Here is a 22,376-nt window from a genome sequence, read left to right on the forward strand (position 1 = left end):
ATAAAAATTATAAGCAAAGGAATTATCTTTAGTCAAGGGTTTTTATGGGATAGGGCTAAAAGCTTCTCAAAAACAGAAGATGGATTTTCTGATTTAAATATCTCTGAGCCAACAGCTGCAATATTAACCCCTGCCTCTTTTATAAGGGAAATGTTTGAAAGCTTTATGCCTCCATCCATCTCAAGGTAAAGGTCTGGTTTTTTTTCTTTAATCTCTTTTGCTTTCAAAAGGACATCGGGAATAAATTGGCTTCCATAAAAACCAGGGACAACACTCATAATAAGCACAAGGTCTATTTTTTTAAATAATGGCTCAATTTTGAGAATTGGTGTTTCTGGATTAAGGGAAATGCCTACCTCTAAACCCTCATCCTTTATTTTTTCTATTGTCTTTTCTGGGCTATCATTTGATTCAATATGAAAGATTATCCTTTTTGCCCCCCTTTTTTTAAAGCCTTCTACATAATCTATTGGAGAGCTAACCATAAGGTGTATTTCCATAAAAAGGTTTGTCTCAACAAGATCGTCGTAACTTATGCTTTTAGAAGGGACAAAAGCACCGTCTGTAATGTCTATATGAACATTCTTGCAAAAGGCTTCTGCTATCTTTAACATCCTTTTTAGCTCTTCTTTTTTATCTGTTAAAATGGCTGGATAAACAAACATTAAAAATCCTCTTTCAGCTCTGTTGATGGTTTATAGAGGTGATGTGTTTCATTTAGGCTTTGAATAATGAATTTATTATCCACAAATTCAATCCTTGTTATTCCACAAGGGTCTTGTCGCACAGCCCAGAAAGATGAAAGAGGAAGCCCCATAATATGAAGAAGAATAATTTTAATTACAATCCGATGGGTTACAATGATTGAAAGGTTGTTGTTCCTTACAATCTCCTCAAAAACAGGAATTACCCTATTTTTAACATCCTCCAATGATTCTCCACCTGGAAACTTGACACTTTCAGGTTTTGTTATCCAGTCTGAATAGAGCTTGCTATCCTTCACATCATCCTCTGAAAGCCTTTGCCATTCTCCATAATCAATATCTATAAGATTAGGAACTTCCTTTACAACTGCATCAGAATGGGGTCTTTTCAGGATTTGGGCTGTAATCAATGCCCTTTTAAGGGGGCTTGTATAAATCATCTCAACAGGAAGGTCAGAAAGAATGGTTGATGTTTTTTCAGCCTGACGAATTCCTGTTCTATTTAACTCAACCTCTATCCTTCCCCTAAAGACCTTTCTTTTATTCCAATCTGTCTGGGCATGCCTTATCAATACGCACTCACTCATAGATTCCTATTGCCTCCCTTGATTTAAATGTTGGTCTGTGAATCTTTATTGTCTTCTTATAGCCAATCTTGTTATCAGATGAAAGCTCTCCGCTTTGTGTAAATCCCATTTTTTCATAAAAGCTTATAGAACCAATATCGTCTGGTGTATAAACTACCAATGTCTCTGCTGAAAGACCCCTTACCCTTTCCTCAAGGTGTTTTATTAGCCTTTCTCCTATGCCCTTTCTTTTAAAATCCGTTCTCACAGCAAGCCATGTAACCTCAAATTCATAGGGATTTTTTAGGCTTTTTACATATCCAATAACACCCAATACCTGATGCATTTCCTTTTCAACAAAGAAGCACCTTTTTGAAAAATCTGGATTATTGATATGTTCACTAATCTCTTCCTCAAGCTTAATAAGACCAAGTTTATTAAAATGATGTGGATATGAATAAAATATTGCTTTTACTTGTGAAATATCATCAATTGTCATCTCTGTAATCATCTAAGTGTTTTAAAAAAATCAGAAAGCAACCTTGCACATTTTTCTTTCAATACTCCAGATTTTATCTTTATCTTATGATTAAAACCCGATGTAATATCTACCACAGAGCCGCAGGCACCAAACTTTGGATTATCTGCTCCAAAGATAAGCTCTTTTATCCTTAAGAGAACCATAGAGAAAAAACACATACAACAAGGCTCAAGGGTAATATATAAAGATGTATTGCTCATTTCCCTTCTTCCAATTGTCCTTAAAGCCTTCCTTAATGCCAAAATCTCACAATGGTTCATTGGATTACCCCTCTTTTCAACCTCATTATGGGCTTTGCTTATAATTTCTCCTTTAAACACAACAACACAACCTACAGGCACCTCTCCTTTGTTTCTTCCTTTCTCTGCTTCCTTAATGGCAGATTGCATAAACAAATCATCCACATTATATATTGTAATCTTTACTCAATAATTTTGTCTAGTTTTTTTGTTAAAGCGATTCTAACAAAAAAATCTTGACAAAAAACCTATTTTAAGGTAAATTTTATTTATAATAATTATGGGAGGTAATTATGATGAAGAAGATTTGGTTGTTTTTGGTAGTATTAGGGGTTTGTAAAGGGTTTGGAGCTTATAAGGAGTCTTCCTTTTATTTTGATAATGGGAAGACCCCTCGTGCAATCCATTACACAGCACAGGGTTTTAAGGCAAGCACAACATATTTGCTTAAGCTCTATGTGAAAGATAAAGAGGAGGGAATCCCTCTATATTTTGAGACCCTCTCAAAGGATGAACAATGGATTAAACCCGATGAGGATACCTGGCAGGAAAGCCTTCCCTCATTTACAACCCTTGATAACGGTTATCAAGAGGGCTGGGTCTATGTAAGGAATAGCGGAATAGAAGCTGGCACATATAATACCTGTGCCTTCTCAGTCAGAGAGGGAACATCTGGCGAGACAATGAAACCAGGGGTATTTAGACCCGCAACAATTATGGAAAATCCTGGTTGGCTTGAGGGAATTGTCAAGAAAGATGGAGAGGCTTGTGGAAATAGCCATATTGTTTTTCTTAATGAATATGGGAGCGTTTCTGGATGTGCTAAATCAGAACAAAATGGCTATTTTAAGATTGCCCTTCCAGATGGAATAAAAATTGCAACAATAACAGATTGGGATGGCAATTTATACGATAAGTTTGAGATAGCAGAGATAAAAGGTGGAGAAGGTATAAGTATTTCTTCAAATGAAAAAATAACCTCGCCCTGGCCCATATTTGCAGGAAAAATAACAACCCTTGGTTATGAGGTGTTAAATGGTGTTACAAAGAATGTTGTTATAATAAATGAAATAATGTATGATGCCCCGGGTACTATTGGCGATGCATACGGTGAATGGATTGAGCTTTATAACCCGGCAACAGGGACAATAGACCTTACAGGTTGGAAGCTATATGACCCAGTCACAAGAACCCTATCAGGCACTATCTCAGGAGGAGGGTATCTTGTTTTGGTTGAAAGCACAGAAACATTTACATGTGGTACTTATGGTTATAACCTTAATGGTGTTTCTTATATAGATGTTGGTGCATTATCTTTAGAGGATAACTTTGACACATTAGTCTTAAAGGATAATTTTGGCAAAATAGTTGACATCCTTCATTATAATAAAAATTGGGGAACAGGGGCTCCTGATTCAGGAAGGACCTTGGAGAAAATATTGGCTAAGGGTCCTAATGTTGATGGAAACTGGGATTCAACCCTTGATCTTTATGGCACCCCGGGTAAGGAAAATAGCGTATCTGGACGAGGGACAATCTGTGGAACTGTGAGGGATAGCCAAGGGGGTACTATTTCTGGAGCCTTGGTTATTGCAAGGCCTTATAACCTTCCAACAACGGATATTGATGATGGTTCAAATATAGGTCATAGGTTTGGGACAAAGACAGACAGCAATGGCTTTTATACCCTTTTTGTTCCACCCGGGAACTACATTGTTATTGCAACAAAAGAGGATTATGCAAGGGCTGTAGCAACTGCAAGCGTAACAAAAGATAGCACAACAGAGGTTAATTTCTATCTAAAGAGGCTCGGAATTATTACTGGAACAGTTGGTTCTGGAACCACTGGCATTGCTGGTGCAAAGGTTGAGGCAATCATAAGGTGGAAGGGAGGTTTACACTATGTAGCAAAGGGAACATTTACAGATAATAAAGGTAGCTACACAATATCAGGGCTTAAAGATGGAACATACACAGTTGTTGTATCGCATCCAGAATATAAATCAGGAACAAGAACAGCCGTTGTTAGTGCATCAGAGACAACAACCTGTGATTTTCAGCTTGAATATAAAGGGCCATTACCAAACCTTACAATGAAGAATGCAAGGGAGGATATATGGTGGAAGCCAAAATATCCAACATCAGGGGCACTGATGAGAATCTTTGCTAGGGTATGGAATTTAGGAAGTGAGACATCTGGCACAACAAGCGTTGAATTCTGGCAGTCTAACTGGGGAATAAACCAGGATTGGGGAGAGAATACACAGGATGTAATGCTCACAGCAGATGGGACAAGAAAGCACTTTTTGGGAACAGCTTCTATACCACCGATAGCCCCAGGCTCTCGGGCAGTTTGTTCAATAATATACAGGCCTCCACATAGTGGTCTTAACAATATCCTTGTAAAAATTGACCCACCCATTGAAAGTGGAGGTATTGTTGTTGAGCAGTATGAATTGGACAATGTCTTCTCAAGGTGTATCAGGGTAATTTATCTTGTTAAGGATGAAACCCTTGATATTCCTGTTGGAAACCCACTTTCTGATGCAGAGGAATTTAATCTGGCCCTTGAGGATTCATCTCTATTTCTATCTGGAAATCAGATGAGTCTTGATGGTTTAAGGAATAATGCCATAACCCTTACCCTGACTCCTCCTGGAACAAGAATAAAGGTTTCAATCAGAGCAGTGGGCTCAAGGATGGGAACACAAGGTGCAGAGATAATTGTTGTAAGCCCATTAAGGAAGGAAGCAGTTGGAAATGATGAAGGAACAGTAACTGCAGATGATGGAACAAGGGTTCATATTCCACAAGGTGCATTAAATAGGTCGACAAATGTTATCTTAAACAGCAATATTGACCCGGATTCTCTTGCAAATGTGAATATTCCTGGTAATTTGAAAGACTCTCTCCGTGAATTTCTCCTTGAAGATATGGGAACATTTAGCAAAAATGTTAGAATTACCATTCCATATCCAGCTGGTCTTAGAAATCCACGCATATTCTGGCTAAATGAGGAGGAAGAGAGATGGGAGATGGTAAATACGATAATTGGAACGGATAATACCGTTTCTGCAGATGTTTCCCATTTCTCCATCTATGGAATCCAGGAGGCAACAATTACAACTATCTCTGTTCTTCCAACTCAGACTACGGTAACCTCAGTAGGTACAGCATCATTTACGGCAACTGCCTATGATGAACAAAATCAGCCATTAAGCAATATTGATTTTAGCTGGAGTATTAACCCACAGGATGGAGCAACTATAACCAGAACAGGAACAAATTCAGCCATATTTACTGGAACAAAAACAGGGACATATGAGATAACCGCAGGAACAGAAAGCAAAACAGGAACAGCAACAATTGTTGTAACCATAGGAACAGCAACAGAATTGCAAATTACCCTTTCTACAAATACTATAACAGCAGATGGAACAGCAACGATTAGCGGGATAATCCAAGATGAGCAAGGAAATACCGAAACCACTACTGCTTTAGAGCTTAGTGCAGAGAATGGTTCAATTGCCAACAGCATCTTTTATCCCGATAAGGTTGGAATCTGGACAATTACAGGGACATACACCCCAAATCCAGCCCTTACAGCAACCACCCAGATTTGTGTAACCCCAGGAATTCCTTTTAAGATTCTCTTAACCTATGTTCCCAAGGTAGCAATTGTTAATGATCCCGTAACCATATTTGGCTCGGTAACCGATAAATATGAGAACTTAATTGAGGGAACAACAACAATTTATTGGACCGCAGCAAAAGGAACATTATCCGCTACCTCTACCATTACCTCGGACAATGGAACAGCTACCATAACAGGAACATTCACCAAGGGAGGCTTCTATACCATTACCGCAACCACAACAAATCTTCTTGCCACTACAACCATCTTTGTGGCAGCAGGAGAGATAGGAAGCCAAACCAAAGGCTCAATTACTTATCGCATTACATCAGGAACACTAACGGCATGGTTTGGAACCGCTACAGAGGATTATTATCCAGTGATTGAGGAGGATACAACAGGTTTAGCTAACCTAAAGAACAATATTGGAGTTGGGATAAGGATTGAGCTTTATGATATAAATGGAAATAAGCTTGCCGCAACTACAACCCAAGTCTATATAGAGATTCCCCTTCCACAAAATCATGACAAGGTTAACCTAAGAATTTATCTCTTAAGCGATGGGATAATTTGGAGCGATGCTGGTATCATCCAAGCAGGTTATGATACAAACTTTATTCGTGGAACCCTTACCCATCTTTCCTATATTGGTATAGCAGGAACACCAGAAGGTCAACCAAACCTTGATGCTGTCTTTGCCTATCCAAACCCCTGGAAGAAAAAGGGAGGACCACCAGAGATAATCTTTAAGAGGCTAACCGCAAATGCAACAATTAGAATCTTTAATGTAGCAGGTGAGGAGGTATGCAATCCAATTCCCCATAATGATGGAAGCGATGAGCAAGCCTGGACAGTTCCTGAAAAGCTTGCCTCGGGTGTCTATATTGCCCTCATTGAAGGGGGTGGAGGAAAGAAGATTATAAAGCTTGGGATAATAAAATGAGATATTCTACGCGTAGAAAAGAAATAGGGAAGATGTTTGTTGATGTAGTAAAATACATAATTACAATAGTGATAATTGGAGGTCTGCTTACTGATAGATTAACAGCAAAGATAGTTCTTTTTGGAATAACAACAAGCCTAGGATTTCTTGTGGGAGCATGGTTTATTATCCCTAAGGATAGAGAGGAGATTTAAAAGATGCATCCTTTTTATGTGACTTTAATTGGGATAGGGGTGATTGAGTTAGTATTTCTTATAATCTCTTTGGTGGACGATTATAAAGGAAGGAGAAAGGCAAAATTATAGCAAAAGAATTATGTATACAAAGAAAAAATTATGTAAAATTGATATTATAAAAAGGAGGTATAAAGGAATGAAGAAACTATCTTTGGTAGTAGTTGGGTTTGTTTTGGCAACAAGCCTTTGGGCAAAGGAAAAAGGAGAGACATCTTGTTCTTTCCTTAAGCTTACAGGAGGAGCAAGAGCGGCTGGAATGGGTGATTGCTACATTGGTTTATCCGATGATGTATCTGCCTGCTATTTCAATCCAGCAGGTCTTGCCCAGCTTGATGAAACAAGAAGGGAGGGGCTATTTATGCTCTTAAGACCAATGACAGGTGTAGAGAGCCTTATTATGTCATTTGGTGCCATCGCTATTCCGGTGGTTCCTTATGGTGTATTTGGTGGTGCATTTACATACTATGGCTATGGTGAGATGGATAAACATACCAATGATGATGGCACCCCTGATGGAAAATGGTCTGCCTATGATTTTGCTCTATCAACCTCATTTGCAAAATGGGTAAAACCAAATATAATGTCTCTTGGAGGCTCTCTTAAGGTTGTAAATGGAAAGATAGATGATGAAAGTGCGATTGCCTTTACAGTTGACCTTGGAGGGCTTTACAAGACACCAAAGAAGGGCTTAAATGTTGGATGTGCGATTAAAAACCTTGGTTCAAATATGAAATACGATGAAGATGGCTTTAGCCTTCCCCTTTCATTAAAAGCAGGTGTATCCTATAGCCTTCCAAAGAACCTTCTTATTCTTTCTGATTTGACAATTCCCAATGACAATGACCCATATCTTGGTCTTGGTGCTGAATATTCTCTAAAGGAGATGTTTTTTATAAGGGCTGGCTATAAGACAGGGCCTGAGGATGAAGGAAAGGGTTTTACAATTGGGCTTGGAACAAAATATTTATCTTACAACTTTGACTATGCATATCAGCCCTTTGGAAAGCTCGGTGATAGCCACAGGCTTTCTGTTAAAGCAACATTTTAATGAAAAAAAAGATTCTTGTAGCAGAGGACGAAGATGACATAAGGTTATTCTTAAAGCTTATCCTTGAATTGGCTGATTTTGAGGTAATTTTAGCGAATGATGGAGAATCGTGTATTAGGACATTCGAAGAAGAAAAGCCAGAGCTAGTAATCTGCGATGTAAAAATGCCAAAATTAAGTGGGTTGGAGATTTATGAAAGGCTAAAGGATAAGACAAAATTTATAATTGTCTCTGGAATAGTAAATGAAAATGATGTTCCAAAGGAGCTTGTTGAGACAAAGAGATTCTTTTTAAAGCCTTTTGATCCAAAGGGATTTACAAATAGAATAGAGGAAATACTTAAAAATGGTTGAGGTGTCTGTCTCTGGTATAGCATTAGACAACATAACCAATATGCCTATTATTATCCTAAGGGATAAAGACGAAAGAGAGCTTCCTATATGGGTTGGTCTACTTGAAGCACAATCAATACTTCTTGCATTAGAGGGAATAATGACACCAAGACCAATGACGCATGACCTCCTTAAGGATATCCTTATAAACCTTGGTGGAGAGCTTAATCGTGTAATAATCACCCATATTTTAGATAATACATACCATGCAAAGCTTATTGTTTCCAAGAATGGAGGTTTTATAGAGATTGATTCAAGGCCATCAGATGGAATAGCCCTGGCTTTGCGGACAAATTCTCCTATATTTGTAGATAAATCTATAAAGTTTATAAATTCTTTTGAGCAAACACCTATTAGCGATGAGGAGGTTTTAAGGTTTAAAGAAGAGCTTAGAAACCTAAATCCCTCTGATTTTTTATGAGGCTTTCTAAAATAGGCGAATTTGGCCTCATTAAAAACCTTAAAAAAACCCTTCCAATAGGCGATGATGCCTATATTGTTCCACAAAAAGAGAAAAACCTACTTTTTTGTTGTGATACATCTATAGAAGGAACGCATTTTAGCCTGGATTTTTCATCATTTTACGAAATAGGCTATAGGGCTTGTGCATCTTCTATTTCAGATATTGCTGCAATGGGAGGAATTCCCTTTTATGCCTTAATAGCATTAGGAGTCCCAAGGGATTATGAGCTTTCTGCAATTTTTAAGATTTATTCTGGAATGAAAGATATAGCAGCAGGGTTTGATATGAAAATAGTAGGTGGCGATACAATAGAATCTGAGAAACTTATTATTACAGTAAGTATTTTGGGAAGTGCAGAAAAACCCATTACAAGGGTTGGTTCAAAACCAGGCGACCTAATAGGTGTAACCGGAAGGCTTGGTGGTGCAAAAAAAGGTCTACAGATATTAAAGGAAGGGCTGCAAGGGTTTGAAAATCTAAAAAAACGCTATCTTCTACCAAGCCCAAGGATAAAAGAGGGTTTAATTTTAAAGGATTTTGCAACATCAATGATTGATATATCTGATGGCTTAATGATGGATTTATACCATCTTTCTACATCAAGCAACAATGGAATGTCTATTAAAAAGAGGCTCATTCCCATTGAGGATGGAGCAGATTTTTCCGATTGTTTTTATAGTGATGATTATGAGCTTTTAGCAACATTTCCGACCAAAACGACTATCCCTTCCTTTATAACAATAATTGGTGAGGTTATAAGCAAAAAAGGGGTATTCCTTGATGGAGAAAGAATTGAGACAAAGGGCTATGAGCATTTTAGAGAGATTTGAGATAATAACAAGCTCTCCTTCGCAAACAAAAGATTTGGGAGAAAGGCTCTCTCTTCTTCTTACAAAAGGGGATATAGTCTCTTTAATTGGTGAGCTTGGTTCTGGGAAGACAACATTTATCCAGGGGATAGCAAAAGGGCTTTCTATAAAGGAACCTGTTAATTCTCCAAGCTTTTCTTTATTAAATATTTATAAAGGAACAATCCCCCTTTACCATTTTGACCTCTATAGGATAGCCGAAAATGAGGATATAGGCTTTGATGATTTTTTATTTTCAAATGGTATATCTGTAATTGAATGGGGAGAAAAGGCATCTAATTTTCTTCCTTTCCAATACCTTAAGATAAGTATAAGCCATATAGTGGAAGAGCAGAAGAGCAGAAGAGCGGAAGAGCGGAAGAAAGATACAAACAAGCGTAGAATATTATTCCTTCCCAAGGGCAAACACTTTATTGAGCTTGTGAAAAACATAAGGGGATGATAAAATATAAAAAATTCAACATTTTGATTTTTGAAATTTGATTTTACTATGTGGTTTTTAGTTTTTCGCTTTTAGTTTTAAGTTTTTATGGGGTGTCGACAAGCGGTAAGTCAGCAGACTTTGGATCTGCCATCCCAGGTTCGAATCCTGGCACCCCAGCAAAATAGGCAAATAAAACTTAAAAATAAGGATTTAAAGCCCGAAGCGAAGGGCCGACACAAGAGATTTTGTTATGTATCTTTACGACCAGCTTTTTAGTATTTAAAATATTCTTTTGGTGTATTCTCTGATATATATTTTACAGCCTCTTTTAGACAGACCCTTATCGCCTTTTCCATTGGTGTTTTTGAATACTTTGAAAGGGCTGCCCCAAGTGGAACAGAGCCAAATATCCCTCCTGCCAATACTCCAAGGTCAACCTCTTTTGCCTCCCCTTCAATCCTTGTTGAGGCTAAAATCTCACTTGTAGCAGAGGAAATTATCCTAATGTCCATTGCCAGATAGGATTTTTTAAATGCACCACCAATAGCACCCAGCCAACCTGGACCAAATCCACCAACACCACCGCCTGTCTTTTCTGCACCTGGCTCCCATCCAGTTATAGCGGCAACAACCAAAATATCCGCGACCTTAATCTTTCCCTTTTCTATTCCTTCCCTTTCATCAGCATAGCTACTCTCGCTTAAACCTATTTCATCCTTTATACTCCCCAATTCTTGCCTTTCTAAAACCTTAAACCTCTTTGATTGGACAAGAACGGTTGTTAGCATATCCCTTAAGCCATCTTTTACTCCATTTTCTGCTTCTTTTGCCTTCCATTCAAATTTGGAAACAGCCAGAGATGCCTTTGGCCCTGAATAAGGAGGCATTTCAGCCTCCATTGATGTATCAACCCTCGCCTTTGGCTCAGTTGATGTTGCCGCACAACCCCCTATCAATAAACCCAAACACAAAAAACATATTGCTTTCATTCTTTTATTTTAATAAAAATTTCATTCCTTTGTCAACAAGGAAATAACCTTCCTTACAATAAATCCCACAAGGTCATCTATTGTCTTTGGAGCTTCATAAAAACCAGGCATTGCAGGAAGGATATCAGCACCCATCTTTCTTAATTTCAGCATATTTTCAAGGTGTATCTCAGAGAGGGGTGTTTCCCTTGGAACAAGAATAAGCCTCTTTCTTTCCTTAAGGCAGACATCAGCACATCTTTGGATTAAATTCTCTGAAGCTCCATAAGCTATGGCAGATAGGGTTTTCATACTACAGGGGCAAACTATCATACCCAAGCACAAGAAAAAACCAGAGGCAATTTCAGAATCAATATTTTTGTAATCAAAAAAAGAGGTATTTGGCAGGGAGCAGAGGGAGCTTTTAAGGTCTATTCCAAGCTCCTTCTTTCCAACAAGAATGCCATTATCTGAAATCATAAGAGAAACCCTGTATTCCTTGCTAATTGCCTCAAGGGTTTTCTTTCCATAAATAATACCAGAGGCGCCTGTGATAGCGAAGATTATTTGCTTCACAGGAAAATTTTTAAAGCAAGGCCACAAAACCCAGCAATTACTGTTGAGACAACAAGGTCAAGGGCTGTATCCCTTTCCTCTTCAAATAACCATCCCCTTAACATAAGAACAAATGGAATAGCAAAATAAAATGGAGAAGGAAGTAGAACAAGGGTAAATAAAACCATCCTCTCAAATGCACCATACCAGCTTCTTTTTGAAACAACAACAGATGTTTCATATCTATAAAAAAGCCTTTTAAAATAAAATAAAAGTATCATAGATGCTGGTCCTACAATGCAATAAAGGGAGACATACTTAACCTGTGAAAGGGAGTAGATATTTTCACAAAGCCAAAGCTTAGCAACAATCAAAATAATAACAAGATGAAAAATTTGGTCTAATATAAAAAAGATAATGTTATCCAGGCTAGGCCATTTGTCTGTCATCTTTATCTTTAGCCAATCAAATAAGGTATGTGAAACAAAAAACAAAAGAAGGCTTACAGGCTTTAGTAAAAGATGGGGAACAAGAATAATGACAAGCAAAACACATACCAAGCTATGAAGCATTACACCCCATACGCTCCTTTTTTTTAGCTCAAATAGGGTTCGTGTCTGAAGGGGAAAATCAGCTAGTAAGTGGGCTAAAAGCAAGTTCCAAATCATCTTTTTTCTTTATCTTTCCGTTTTTATATGCTAGAATAAATGCATCTGCACATTTTTCGTCAAATTGTGAGCCTTTGCATTTTTCTACCTCAGCCAAAGCTATCTCAGGCTCAAGCCCCTTTCTATAGGGCCTATCAGATGTCATAGCATCATAGGTATCTGCCACAGCTATTATCCTTGAGAAAAGGGGTATATCTTCTCCTCTTAATCCATCTGGATAACCTCCACCTTCAAACCTTTCGTGGTGGTGCTTAATAGAAGGGATAATACATTCAAGCTTTTTTATATGCTCAATAATATTTGCACCTGTTCCTGGGTGCTTCTTTATTTCTGAAAACTCATCATCTGTAAGCTTTGCAGGTTTTCTTAAGATTTTTTCATCTATTCCTATCTTTCCAATGTCATGAAGAAGGCTGGACAATTTAAGCTCCTTTATCTCATCCCTTGACAAACCCATCTCTTCTCCTATTGCAAGGCTATATTCACAAACCCTCTGGGAGTGTCCATGGGTATATGGATCCTTTGCATCAATGGTTGCTGTAAGGGATATGATAATTGAAAGGAATAGGTCTTCAAGCTCTTTGTAAAGGGATGCATTCTCAAGGGCAATGGCAATTTGAAGGGCTATCGCCTCAAAAAGCTCTATATCCTCATCGGCAAATGTCCCTCCTACCCTGTTTATTGCCTCTGCAACACCGATTATTTTATTCTTTATTTTAAGGGGAACACAAATAATAGACCTTGTTTGAAACCCAGATTTTTCATCTGCATCTTTAAAAAACCTAGGGTCTTTGCTTGTATCTGGAACAATCAAAGGCTCTCCCCTTTCTGCAACATATCCAGCAATACCAACACCTAAAGGAATCCTTATCTCCTTTACATCTTCTCCCTTCTTTCCAAGTGCAACCTTAAATATAAGCTCATTTTTTTCTTTGTCCAAAATCATTAAAGAACTTGCCTCAGCCCTCATTAGCTGGGCTACAAGCTTCATTGATATTTCTAATACCCTATCAATGTTTAAGGTTGAATTTACTGTCCTTGCAACCTCTGTTAAAACGGTCTTTTCTGAGACCTTTCTAACAAGGTCATAGAAAAGGGAGGCATTTTCAATAAGAACGCCTATTTGATTTGAGATACTTAAAAGAAGCTCCTCATCATCCTTTGTAAAAGCCTCCTTTCCCAATGTATTGATAACCTCAATAACACCAATCACCTTTCTTTTTGCCTTCAAGGGAACGCAAAGGAGGTTATATGGAAGATAGCCTATTTCTTCTGCAATATCCCTCTTAAACCTTTTGTCTTCTAAAGGATTTGGAACAATTAAGGGCTGTCCCTCCTTTGCTACCCAGCCTGCAATGCCCTCTCCTAATGGAACATCAAATTTCTTTACATCATCTGCCATTGGTCCCTTTGCCACCTTAAAGATAAGTTTTGTTTCGCTTTTGTCTAAAAGAAGGATAGAGCCTGCATCGGTTCTCATAAAACGAAGGACAGAATCCATAATCAATGAGAGGAGGTCGTCCACCTCAAGGTCTAAGCCAAGCATCTCATTTATCTCCTGAAGGATTTCTGCCTTTAATGAAATTGCCTCTAGTGAGGAATAAATAGTCTTTACCCTTTCCTCCCTCTCCTTTGTCCTTTCCTGCATTTCCGAAAGCTCTGATTCCAACCCAGCAATCAGACCCCTTAAAACCCTAACATCCTTTTCCAAAATTGTCTTATTATCCATAATTTAAGTATAATCTAAAAAATTATAAAAAGCAAGAATTTAAACAAAAACCTACTTATATTTTGTATGTGTTTAGGTGCTTTATAATTCATTCACCTTATATAGAAGTGGGAAGTAGGAAGTAGGAAGTAAATGTTTCTTATTAAACCTTTGTCTTAATTCTTCATTCTTTTTCATCTTTTACTTCTTACTTATTACTTATTTCATTGCTTTCTTTAAATATTAGCTAAACACGTACGATGAATTAGAAAGATCCCTTGTATGGGATAAAGATGGATACCCTCTACCCTAGGGCAGTCAATTTTGTTTGGGTACAAGATTGACAAAATCTTTAAGAGATTGTAAATTTATAGTATGGAAGGCGTTTGGAAGGGCCCTCTCGAAAGAATAGACGACTATAGGTGGCAGATACCAAAGAGCTTTAGGCATGATATGAGGGTTCCTGGTCTTATCTATGCCACAGAAAAGCTTCTTACCCATATAAAGGCAGATAATACACCCATTCAAGTTGCAAATGTTGCAACCCTTCCTGGCATTGTTAAATATTCTTTAGCTATGCCTGACATACACTGGGGATATGGCCTTCCCATAGGTGGTGTAGCGGCAACAGATATTGAAAAAGGTGGTGTTGTCTCCCCTGGCGGTGTTGGCTCTGATATAAATTGTGGCATCAGGCTGGTAAGGACAAATTTAAAATTAGAGGATATAAAGGATAGAATTGAAGAACTCGTTAATCTTCTTTTTCAAACCATCCCCTCTGGATTAGGCTCAAAGGGAGCTATTAAGGTATTTGGAAAGGAGGAAGAAGATGTCTTATTGCAGGGTGCGGAATGGGCGGTTAAAAGGGGGTACGGATGGAAAGAGGATTTGGATGCAATAGAGGAGGGAGGATACCTGGATTTAGCAGATCCTGATATGGTAAGCCAGAGGGCATTGGAAAGGGGAGGGGGTCAGCTTGGAACACTTGGCTCTGGAAATCACTTCCTTGAGATTCAAAGGGTAGGAGAGATATATGATGAAAAAATAGCAAATGCCTATGGTTTATTCAAAGACCAGATAACAATTATGATTCATTCTGGCTCTCGTGGTCTTGGCTATCAGGTCTGCGAGGATTATGTAAAAACAATGCTTGATGCTTCAAGAAAATATGGGATAGCATTAGCAGATAAGCAGCTTTGCTGTGCACCTGTTTCTTCAAAGGAGGGAAAGGCATATATCGGAGCAATGGCATCTGCGGCTAATTATGCCTGGGCAAATAGGCAATGCCTTATGCACCTTACAAGACAGGCATTTTCAAAGTTTTTTGGAGAAAATCCAAAATCGCTTGGTATAGACCTTATCTACGATGTTGCCCATAATATTGGAAAGATAGAAACCCATATTGTAGATGGAATTTCAAAGAAATTATTTGTTCATAGAAAGGGTGCAACAAGGGCATTTCCCAAAGGTCATAAGGAAATTGGACCAAAATACAAAGAGGTTGGACAGCCTGTTATTGTTCCAGGTGATATGGGAAGGGCATCCTATGTTCTTGTAGGAACAGAAAAAGGGTTTGAGGAAACATTTGGAACAGCCTGCCATGGTGCAGGAAGGGTTCTCTCAAGGACAGGTGCAATCAAAAAGGCAAAAGGTAGAAGGATAGACTATGAGCTAAAGAAACAGGGGATAATTGTAAGGTCAGCAGGTATAGAAACATTGGCTGAAGAGATGCCAGAGGCATATAAAAATGTTGATGAGGTTGTTAATGTCCTCGTTTGCGCTGGAATATCAAAGAAGGTAGCCCGTCTTGTCCCACTTGGGGTGATAAAGGGATGAACAAGGCACAACGGCACAGAATATAGAAGTGGGAAGTGGGAAGTAAATGTTTCTTATTAAACCTTTGTCTTAATTCTTCATTCTTTTTCATCTTTTACTTCTTACTTCTCACTTATTTCATTGCTTTTTTGTAACTATTCACCCTATAGGGAAATAAGGAATGTATATGTTTAGATAATGTTAAGGAAAATAATGAAGCCAAAGAATAAAAATCCCAATGTCCAAATCCCAATGACAAATGAAATCCCAATGTCCAAATCCCAATAATTTGAAATGATATTGGACATTGGAAATTGGACATTTTTTTGACATTTGAACTTGGGATTTGGGATTTATTATAGAATGGATGAATTTTAAAACAGCCAAACATATAAAATACGATATACTGAATAGTTACGCTTTTTTTAAATATTAACTAAACACGTACCAATTTTTGCTACGGAAGTTCCGATTTAGCTGAATACATACAAGCATCCAAACATATTACTCAATTACAGCAATATATGGAAGGTTTCTATATTCTTCATTGCAATCAAGGCCATATCCTACAACAAATTTATCGGGGATAGTAAATCCAATGTAATCTGGGATAAATTCCCTCTTTCTTCTCTCTGGCTTATCAAGGAGGCAGCAGAATTTTAGGCTCTCTGGCACTTTGCTTTTAAAATATTCCTTAAGATAGCTTAATGTTATCCCTGTATCTACAATATCTTCAATAATAAGAACATTTTTTTTATAAATAGGGATGGATGGAGAAAAAGAAAGGCTAATTTCTCCTGTTGTCTCTTTTCCTTTATAGCTTGACACCTTGATAAAATCTATATATACAGGGCAGGTTAACCTTCTTATAAGGTCTGCCATAAATACCCAAGCCCCTTTTAAAACACCAATGGCAATTAAGCCATCTGGATGTTCTGATGAGATTTTAAAGGCAAGCTCATCTATTTTCTTCTCAATATCTTCCTTGCTTATAAATACATTCATCTTCCCTCCAATATCCTTAAAGAATCTAAAACCCCAGGATAATTTGGAGAAATCTCCAATACCTTTCTATAGGCAGAAATTGCATCTTGTATTCTTCCAGCCTTCCAATAGGTAACCCCTAAATTATAGTATGAATTTGGATCCTGTGGCTCAATTTCTAAGGCATCCTTAAATGCTTTAATTGCCTCATTAAACATCCCTTTTTCAAGATAAGCAGAGCCTAAACTATGATAAATAAATATTCTTTTGGGGTCAAGTGAAATTGCCTCCTTGTATTCTTTAATTGCATCATCAAGTTTATTTTTCTTCTGATATACCATCCCCAATCCATAATGTCCATCCGCTCCCTTAAAATTTTTTATCATATTCTTAAATATTTCTTCTGCCTTATCCAATTTTCCTGAATCCCTATAGAGAATCCCAAGGTTATAAAAAGAGCTTGGTTTATTTGGGTCTATCTTTATTGCGCTTTTAAGGCAAAATATCGCCTCATCATAAAGCCCTCTTTCGGCAAGAAATCCTGCCCTTCCCTCATAGGCAATTGCATAATTGTCGTAGTTATGCCTTGTCCTCTCCTCCATAAAAACATTTGTTTTTCTATATTTAAATCTAAATGTGCTTTTTTTGGTCTCATCTAAAATCTTTTGATATGAAAGCCCTTTTGGAAGGATCTTATGAACAATTCCACAGGGAAGAAGAAAATGGCTTTGTGCTACCTCATTTGCAAATGGAAGGGGAACATAGATTCCTCTTCTTTCAACATTTCTATGGACAATATCAACAAACCTTGTCCCTATAAGAGCTGGGTCTTCCTTTTTTGAAGGCTCAAAGGAAAAGGCAATATCTTTATATCTTTCTTTTATATCTTCGCAATACCACGAATACCTTAATTCAAGCTTATCAATCAAGGATACATCCCTTCTTACATTCTCAACAAAGTGTAAATACCATAAGGGAAAGGCAAATGTATCTCCCATAATGAGAAGAATAGAATTTTTTTTTAAGGGGTCTAAAATATTCCTTCCATAGTCATAGGAATAAAAATCCCTGTCTCTATTTGCATAGTAATAGTTTGTAAAGAAAGGGATTAAAGGGATAAGGAGGAAGAAAAATCTCATTGTTTTTACTTTATTTTTTGCAAAGACAAGAAATTCGCCAAGGAATATAGAAAGGATAAGAAATGTTGGGATATAATAATCCTCAATGTTATGAATCTGGTATCTTATGGAATGAAGGATGTCAAAAATAATTATAAGGGAAAAAAATATTGCCTCATTTCTTTTTTTAGATGCCATAATAAACCCTCCAATTATTGCTGGAATTAGGATAAAAAAGGTAAATTGTGATGGAAAGAAGGAAAGAGATGATTTAAAATTTGAAAGCCATTGCTCAAAAGGTGTAAAATAATGGCTATATTCTTTGGCTGTAATATGTGAGATAAACCTTTCTAATGTATCAGGAGATCCCCAATTTGCCTCTGGATTCGATGCTGCTCTTATTGGAAGGTAAGTATAAAGCAAAAGGGGAAGGAAGAAGAATAGCAATATCAATGAGCCTTGAGCCTTAAGCCTTGAGCCTTGAGCCTTCTTTTCTTTCTTGCGTTTTAATGTAGAAAAAATAAGGAATATTGCTGATGGAATGATAAATATTGTTTGCAAATGGTGGCAAAAAGAGAGGCCTAATGTAAATGAAAATAAATACCATAGTTTTGAGTTTTGGTTTCTAAGTTTTGAGTTATCTCTCAATTTGAGGAGGATAAGGATAAGTAGGCTAAGGAAAAGGGCATTTAGGGTATATTTTTCAGAAATTACAGCCTGCTGCCAGAATATCTTTGAAAAAGAAAAAACAAGGGCTGGGACAATTGCTATGATTTTGTCTTTGTAAAGCCTCATTCCTATAAAACAAAGGAACATAGAGGTAAGGCTAGCAGAGAGACAAGAGAAAAAATTCATCCTTAAAGCAATGTTTCCAATAGGGATAAAGGTCATCAAAACCTTTCCAAGTATGCAATACAAAGGGTATCCGGGTGGATGTGATATGCCAAGGCTATATCCAGCTGTTATCATCTCTCCTGAATCGTGAAGATCAACAGAGGGCGTTATTGTTAGAAGATAGAGGGAAAAAGAAAAGAAGAAGACAAGCAAACCTGCCATCCTTAAGCTAATAATTCGTCTATTTTAACATTCTCCTTAATTAAGGAAGTAAGCAAGGAGAGTTTTTCTTTCTCGTGTGTCCTTGAGTGTCCTATTAGCCATTCTGCCTTTTGGGCTGTTGTTAAGGTATCATATCCAACCAGAAGAATTGGAACATTTTTCTGATTTGCCAAGCCTAAAATAATATCAGATGGAGGAAAGCCTCCTGTAAGGATTAAACAAACACAATGTGCCTCTAATGCGGCAAGCTGAATATCAGCCCTATCCCCACCTGTTATTACAGCAAGGTTTTTCTTTCTCTGGAAGAATGTCAAAGCATGTTCTGCATCCATTGCTCCAATCATTACGGATTGGACTAATTTGTCAATATATTCCTGTGCACAAAGAACCTCTGCACCAAGCTCATCTTTCAATGCCTTAATTGAGCTAGATTGTAGGACATTTGTCCAGGGGATTATGCCAAAGACAGAAATGCCATTTTTAGAAAGGTTTGTTGCTTCCTTTTTTGCAGATTCCATATCTTCATCAAAGACCATATTTAAGATTACACCCTTAAGCCTTTCTTTAAGAATCTCCTTCATCAAAAGAACCCTATCAGATACCTCCATTTTTTTGAACCTTTCTATAAGGACAACGGGTAAGTCAAATTTATTAGCCACCTCAAACCCACTCATTCCAAAGCTTCTTCCCTGATAGATATTAAATCCTCCCTCAAATATGAAGACATCCTTATCCTTTGAAAGGAAATTATAAGCCTCTTCTAATTTACCTTCTTTGAAGCTCATTTTTCCATCAAGAAAATCCTCTATGACCTCCTCATTAAGGACAAATGGAGAGGAAAGACCAGCATTTTCTTTTTCATTAAGGATAGAAAAGACAAAAGAGCTATCAATGTCTGTCCAGATACCATCCTTATGTATAGGCAAATAGCCTAATGGTTTCATATACCCTACCCTTAACCCTTTCTCCTTCAAAAGAAGAATACACCCAATAACAACCGCAGATACCCCAGAATACTCCTTTGTTGTTGTAAAAAATATCTTTTTCATCTTATTCCTCCAATATTATCTTACAATCAAGGCTAAAACACCCTTTATTATAAGCCCTTAATGGATTTATGTCTAATGAAATTATATCGGGAAAATCCATTGAAAGTTGTGAAATTTTAAGGATTGTTGATATAACGCTTTCAAAATCTATTCCCTTTTCTCCCCTTATTCCATGAAGAATGGGGTATGATTTAAGGCTATAGAGCATATCTTTGCAACAATCGTAGCATACAGGAATTATCCCAAATGAAACATCCTTTAAAACCTCAACATAAATGCCGCCAAGCCCAACCATAAGAAGGTGTCCAAATTGTGGGTCTTTATTTAGCCCAATTATCAATTCCTGTCCCTTTGGTGCCTCTTCTTGAATAAGAACCCCGAATATTCTTGCCTCCTTTGCAAGCCTCTTTGCATTCTCAATTATCTCAATATAGGCAATTTTCAATTCATCTTTTGTCTTAATTCCAGCAAGGACACCGCCAATATCTGATTTATGTAAAATATCGGGTGAGGCAATCTTTGCAACAAGGGGATATTCAAGGTCTATTTCACTTATTTCCTTAAGGCTTTTAGCAAGGAATGTTTTAGGATAGGGTATTCCATATGCCCCTATTACCTTATATGCTTCAATCTCGCTTAACTGATTTCTTCCTTCAGCTTTTGCATTATTAAAAACATCCATTACAATATCCCTTTTTGGATGAAATTCAGGCAATTCCTTATGAATATGGGGCTTTTTTGCATCAAGGCAGGCAGAAAGATATGAAACACAATCCTCTGGAAATAGGTAATTGATGATATTGTGCTTTTTAAATAAGGAAATTGCAGGTGTTAGCTCAGCTCCTCCCATAAAAACAGGGAATATTGGCTTTTTATCCTTAAATTTTATAATAATTTCAGCTGTTTTCTCTATCTCTGTCATTGCCTGAGGGGTTAAGATAACAATTATTCCATCTACACCAGGCTCATTGGTAATAGTTTCTATTGCAAAATTGTATCTATCAGAAAGGGCATCTCCTAGAATATCAACAGGATTATAGGGAGAGGCAGATGGAGGAAGGTTTTCTTTAAGAAGGTTTACGGTTTCCTTTGGAAGGACGGAAAGGGAGATGTTTTTTCCCACAAGACAATCTGATGCTATTATCCCAGGCCCTCCTGCATTTGTAAGGATAACCATATTCCTTCCCTTTGGTTTTTCTTGAGTTGCAAAGGAATGGCTAAAGAGAAAGAGCTTTTCTATTGAATCTACCTTTATTATTCCAGAAAGGGAAATTGCAGATTCCCATGCCTTCTCACTTCCTGCAAGAGAGCCTGTATGGGAGGATATTGCCCTTTTCCCGGCATCTGTTTTCCCAGATTTATATAAGATAATAGGCTTTTTTGACCTGCTGGCTATATCAATAAATCTTTTTCCATCCTTTGTCCCTTCAAGATATAGGGCAATTACCGATGTGTTCGGACAATCTATGAGATATTCAATAAGCTCAATCTCAGCTACATCGCATCCATTCCCAAAGCTTATAAACTTTGAAAAGCTTATATTCTTTTCTTTTGCCCAATCAAGGATTGCTGTGCATAAGGCACCCGATTGTGAGATAAATGAGATAGTGCCTTTTTCTGGAAATATGCGGGAAAATGAAGCATTGAGGGGGGTTTGGGTATCAATTAAGCCAAGGCAATTTGGGCCAATTATCTTTATTTCATAATTTTTGGCAATTTCTTTTATTTTATTCTCTAAGCTTAATCCGGCAATCCCAGCTTCTTTAAACCCTGCGCTTATAATAATTGCATTTTTTATCTTTAACCTTCCACATTCCTCTAATACATTGGGAACAATGGTATTCTTTACAATAATAATAGCAAGCTCTATTCTTTCTTTTATTTCAAAAAGGGAGGAAAAGCATTTTCTTTCTAATATTTCATCTGCAGATGGATTTATAGGGAAAATCTTTCCCTTAAAACCTGACAGGATAATATTTGAAAGAATCTCATAGCCAACCTTTCCCTTCTCCCTGGAGGCTCCAACAATGGCTATACTTTCAGGTGAAAAAAATTTGTGCATCAAGATAATTATAACTAAAGAGAATATTTAAAGCAAGATTAAAATTGCCTATGGGCCTTCTGATAAATTCCTATATTTCGCTACCTTTGTCCAGAATTACCTTCTAAACAGGATATATTATATCAAAAACACATCATAATAAAGATAGCCTCTTTTTTCCTTTGTAGATTTTTTTGTTAAATACCATCAAAACATTCCATTGTAGGGCTTTAAACCAATTTTCAGCGATAAGGTTTTAAGGTTATAGGGAAGATGGGTAAGATTGTAAAAATATTACCAAAAATTATACCTTATGGAAAAGATTAACCTTCATTTGCACTAGTTTTATTAACCT

The 22,376-nt window shown here is 37.2% G+C and carries 20 protein-coding genes and 1 tRNA gene; 9 read left to right on the plus strand and 12 right to left on the minus strand.

All coding sequences use genetic code 11. From position 1 onward, the window contains the following. Positions 1-32: 32 nt before the first annotated feature. The 4 genes from AB1630_00385 to AB1630_00400 are packed head-to-tail and all read right to left on the minus strand — an operon-like array spanning position 33 to position 2,200. Positions 33-665, minus strand: coding sequence for a ribulose-phosphate 3-epimerase (locus tag AB1630_00385; protein ID MEW6102270.1), 633 nt, complete (start codon positions 663-665; stop codon positions 33-35). Beyond that, positions 665-1,291 carry a histidine phosphatase family protein gene (locus AB1630_00390; GenBank protein ID MEW6102271.1) on the minus strand — a complete coding sequence of 209 codons (627 nt, stop codon included), beginning with the start codon at positions 1,289-1,291 and terminating at the stop codon, positions 665-667. The genes AB1630_00385 and AB1630_00390 overlap by 1 nt, the downstream gene beginning before the upstream one ends. After that, positions 1,284-1,781, minus strand: a complete 498-nt coding sequence (locus AB1630_00395) for a GNAT family N-acetyltransferase (protein MEW6102272.1) — start codon at positions 1,779-1,781, stop codon at positions 1,284-1,286. The genes AB1630_00390 and AB1630_00395 overlap by 8 nt, the downstream gene beginning before the upstream one ends. After that, positions 1,778-2,200 (minus strand): nucleoside deaminase, encoded by a 423-nt coding sequence (locus AB1630_00400; GenBank protein ID MEW6102273.1) that lies wholly within the window; start codon positions 2,198-2,200, stop codon positions 1,778-1,780. The genes AB1630_00395 and AB1630_00400 overlap by 4 nt, the downstream gene beginning before the upstream one ends. A gap of 143 nt (positions 2,201-2,343) precedes the next feature. Between AB1630_00400 and AB1630_00405 the strand changes: the two genes are divergently transcribed. The 8 genes from AB1630_00405 to AB1630_00440 all read left to right on the plus strand — a co-directional run bounded on the left by AB1630_00405 (position 2,344) and on the right by AB1630_00440 (position 10,236). Beyond that, complete coding sequence (locus AB1630_00405) at positions 2,344-6,627, plus strand: carboxypeptidase regulatory-like domain-containing protein (GenBank protein MEW6102274.1); 4,284 nt, start codon at positions 2,344-2,346, stop codon at positions 6,625-6,627. Next, complete coding sequence (locus AB1630_00410) at positions 6,624-6,821, plus strand: hypothetical protein (protein MEW6102275.1); 198 nt, start codon at positions 6,624-6,626, stop codon at positions 6,819-6,821. The genes AB1630_00405 and AB1630_00410 overlap by 4 nt, the downstream gene beginning before the upstream one ends. Positions 6,822-6,999: 178 nt before the next feature. Continuing rightward, positions 7,000-7,911, plus strand: coding sequence for a PorV/PorQ family protein (locus AB1630_00415; protein MEW6102276.1), 912 nt, complete (start codon positions 7,000-7,002; stop codon positions 7,909-7,911). Beyond that, positions 7,911-8,264: a response regulator gene (locus AB1630_00420; GenBank protein MEW6102277.1), complete on the plus strand. Its 354-nt coding sequence runs from the start codon at positions 7,911-7,913 to the stop codon at positions 8,262-8,264. Before AB1630_00415 ends, AB1630_00420 begins: the two co-directional genes overlap by 1 nt. After that, positions 8,257-8,724 (plus strand): bifunctional nuclease family protein, encoded by a 468-nt coding sequence (locus AB1630_00425; protein MEW6102278.1) that lies wholly within the window; start codon positions 8,257-8,259, stop codon positions 8,722-8,724. Before AB1630_00420 ends, AB1630_00425 begins: the two co-directional genes overlap by 8 nt. After that, positions 8,721-9,596 carry a thiamine-phosphate kinase gene (gene thiL, locus AB1630_00430; protein ID MEW6102279.1) on the plus strand — a complete coding sequence of 292 codons (876 nt, stop codon included), beginning with the start codon at positions 8,721-8,723 and terminating at the stop codon, positions 9,594-9,596. Before AB1630_00425 ends, thiL begins: the two co-directional genes overlap by 4 nt. Beyond that, positions 9,547-10,077, plus strand: a complete 531-nt coding sequence (gene tsaE / locus AB1630_00435) for a tRNA (adenosine(37)-N6)-threonylcarbamoyltransferase complex ATPase subunit type 1 TsaE (protein ID MEW6102280.1) — start codon at positions 9,547-9,549, stop codon at positions 10,075-10,077. Before thiL ends, tsaE begins: the two co-directional genes overlap by 50 nt. Before the next feature lie 88 nt (positions 10,078-10,165). Beyond that, a tRNA-Gln gene (locus AB1630_00440) sits at positions 10,166-10,236 on the plus strand. Between the two features lie 95 nt (positions 10,237-10,331). On the opposite strand, the gene AB1630_00445 is transcribed toward AB1630_00440, so the two are convergent. Genes AB1630_00445 through AB1630_00460 form a run of 4 tightly spaced genes read right to left on the minus strand, consistent with a single transcriptional unit; the run spans position 10,332 to position 13,979 of the window. After that, positions 10,332-11,048 carry a CsgG/HfaB family protein gene (locus AB1630_00445; GenBank protein ID MEW6102281.1) on the minus strand — a complete coding sequence of 239 codons (717 nt, stop codon included), beginning with the start codon at positions 11,046-11,048 and terminating at the stop codon, positions 10,332-10,334. A gap of 21 nt (positions 11,049-11,069) precedes the next feature. Then, complete coding sequence (locus AB1630_00450) at positions 11,070-11,603, minus strand: UbiX family flavin prenyltransferase (GenBank protein ID MEW6102282.1); 534 nt, start codon at positions 11,601-11,603, stop codon at positions 11,070-11,072. Further along, positions 11,600-12,250, minus strand: a complete 651-nt coding sequence (locus AB1630_00455; protein MEW6102283.1) for a DUF3307 domain-containing protein — start codon at positions 12,248-12,250, stop codon at positions 11,600-11,602. The genes AB1630_00450 and AB1630_00455 overlap by 4 nt, the downstream gene beginning before the upstream one ends. Continuing rightward, the gene (locus AB1630_00460) at positions 12,213-13,979 is read right to left on the minus strand and encodes a GAF domain-containing protein (protein ID MEW6102284.1); all 1,767 of its coding nucleotides are present in this window, start codon (positions 13,977-13,979) and stop codon (positions 12,213-12,215) included. Before AB1630_00460 ends, AB1630_00455 begins: the two co-directional genes overlap by 38 nt. 354 nt (positions 13,980-14,333) lie before the next feature. Between AB1630_00460 and AB1630_00465 the strand changes: the two genes are divergently transcribed. Next, the gene (locus AB1630_00465) at positions 14,334-15,794 is read left to right on the plus strand and encodes an RtcB family protein (protein MEW6102285.1); all 1,461 of its coding nucleotides are present in this window, start codon (positions 14,334-14,336) and stop codon (positions 15,792-15,794) included. 483 nt (positions 15,795-16,277) lie between these two features. Here the strand turns inward: AB1630_00465 and hpt are convergent, their stop codons facing one another. From hpt to AB1630_00485, 4 genes are read right to left on the minus strand one after another with little or no spacing between them, the layout of a single operon-like run. Continuing rightward, entirely contained in the window at positions 16,278-16,778 is a 501-nt protein-coding gene (gene hpt, locus AB1630_00470) for a hypoxanthine phosphoribosyltransferase (protein MEW6102286.1), read from the minus strand. After that, positions 16,775-18,931, minus strand: a complete 2,157-nt coding sequence (locus AB1630_00475) for a DUF2723 domain-containing protein (protein MEW6102287.1) — start codon at positions 18,929-18,931, stop codon at positions 16,775-16,777. The genes hpt and AB1630_00475 overlap by 4 nt, the downstream gene beginning before the upstream one ends. Before the next feature lie 2 nt (positions 18,932-18,933). After that, positions 18,934-19,980, minus strand: a complete 1,047-nt coding sequence (locus AB1630_00480; GenBank protein MEW6102288.1) for a phosphotransacetylase family protein — start codon at positions 19,978-19,980, stop codon at positions 18,934-18,936. Position 19,981: 1 nt separating this feature from the next. Continuing rightward, a complete protein-coding gene (locus AB1630_00485; GenBank protein ID MEW6102289.1) occupies positions 19,982-22,042 on the minus strand; it encodes an acetate--CoA ligase family protein in 2,061 nt (686 codons plus the stop codon). Positions 22,043-22,376: the final 334 nt, after the last annotated feature.

It is taken from the genome of bacterium, from assembly GCA_040753555.1.
In the GTDB taxonomy this organism is placed as follows: Bacteria; UBA9089; UBA9088; order UBA9088; family UBA9088; genus JBFLYE01.

Excerpts from the sequence above, each read along its gene's own strand:
- AB1630_00475 (MEW6102287.1), bottom strand. The coding sequence starts at position 18,931 with ATGGCAGGTTTGCTTGTCTTCTTCTTTTCTTTTTCCCTCTATCTTCTA.
- AB1630_00420 (MEW6102277.1), top strand. The coding sequence starts at position 7,911 with ATGAAAAAAAAGATTCTTGTAGCAGAGGACGAAGATGACATAAGGTTA.
- AB1630_00480 (MEW6102288.1), bottom strand. The coding sequence starts at position 19,980 with ATGAAAAAGATATTTTTTACAACAACAAAGGAGTATTCTGGGGTATCT.
- AB1630_00385 (MEW6102270.1), bottom strand. The coding sequence starts at position 665 with ATGTTTGTTTATCCAGCCATTTTAACAGATAAAAAAGAAGAGCTAAAA.
- AB1630_00400 (MEW6102273.1), bottom strand. The coding sequence starts at position 2,200 with ATGCAATCTGCCATTAAGGAAGCAGAGAAAGGAAGAAACAAAGGAGAG.
- AB1630_00460 (MEW6102284.1), bottom strand. The coding sequence starts at position 13,979 with ATGGATAATAAGACAATTTTGGAAAAGGATGTTAGGGTTTTAAGGGGT.
- AB1630_00405 (MEW6102274.1), top strand. The coding sequence starts at position 2,344 with ATGATGAAGAAGATTTGGTTGTTTTTGGTAGTATTAGGGGTTTGTAAA.
- AB1630_00465 (MEW6102285.1), top strand. The coding sequence starts at position 14,334 with ATGGAAGGCGTTTGGAAGGGCCCTCTCGAAAGAATAGACGACTATAGG.
- AB1630_00425 (MEW6102278.1), top strand. The coding sequence starts at position 8,257 with ATGGTTGAGGTGTCTGTCTCTGGTATAGCATTAGACAACATAACCAAT.
- thiL (MEW6102279.1), top strand. The coding sequence starts at position 8,721 with ATGAGGCTTTCTAAAATAGGCGAATTTGGCCTCATTAAAAACCTTAAA.
- AB1630_00415 (MEW6102276.1), top strand. The coding sequence starts at position 7,000 with ATGAAGAAACTATCTTTGGTAGTAGTTGGGTTTGTTTTGGCAACAAGC.
- AB1630_00445 (MEW6102281.1), bottom strand. The coding sequence starts at position 11,048 with ATGAAAGCAATATGTTTTTTGTGTTTGGGTTTATTGATAGGGGGTTGT.
- AB1630_00395 (MEW6102272.1), bottom strand. The coding sequence starts at position 1,781 with ATGATTACAGAGATGACAATTGATGATATTTCACAAGTAAAAGCAATA.
- AB1630_00410 (MEW6102275.1), top strand. The coding sequence starts at position 6,624 with ATGAGATATTCTACGCGTAGAAAAGAAATAGGGAAGATGTTTGTTGAT.
- tsaE (MEW6102280.1), top strand. The coding sequence starts at position 9,547 with ATGGAGAAAGAATTGAGACAAAGGGCTATGAGCATTTTAGAGAGATTT.
- AB1630_00455 (MEW6102283.1), bottom strand. The coding sequence starts at position 12,250 with ATGATTTGGAACTTGCTTTTAGCCCACTTACTAGCTGATTTTCCCCTT.
- AB1630_00390 (MEW6102271.1), bottom strand. The coding sequence starts at position 1,291 with ATGAGTGAGTGCGTATTGATAAGGCATGCCCAGACAGATTGGAATAAA.
- AB1630_00485 (MEW6102289.1), bottom strand. The coding sequence starts at position 22,042 with ATGCACAAATTTTTTTCACCTGAAAGTATAGCCATTGTTGGAGCCTCC.
- hpt (MEW6102286.1), bottom strand. The coding sequence starts at position 16,778 with ATGAATGTATTTATAAGCAAGGAAGATATTGAGAAGAAAATAGATGAG.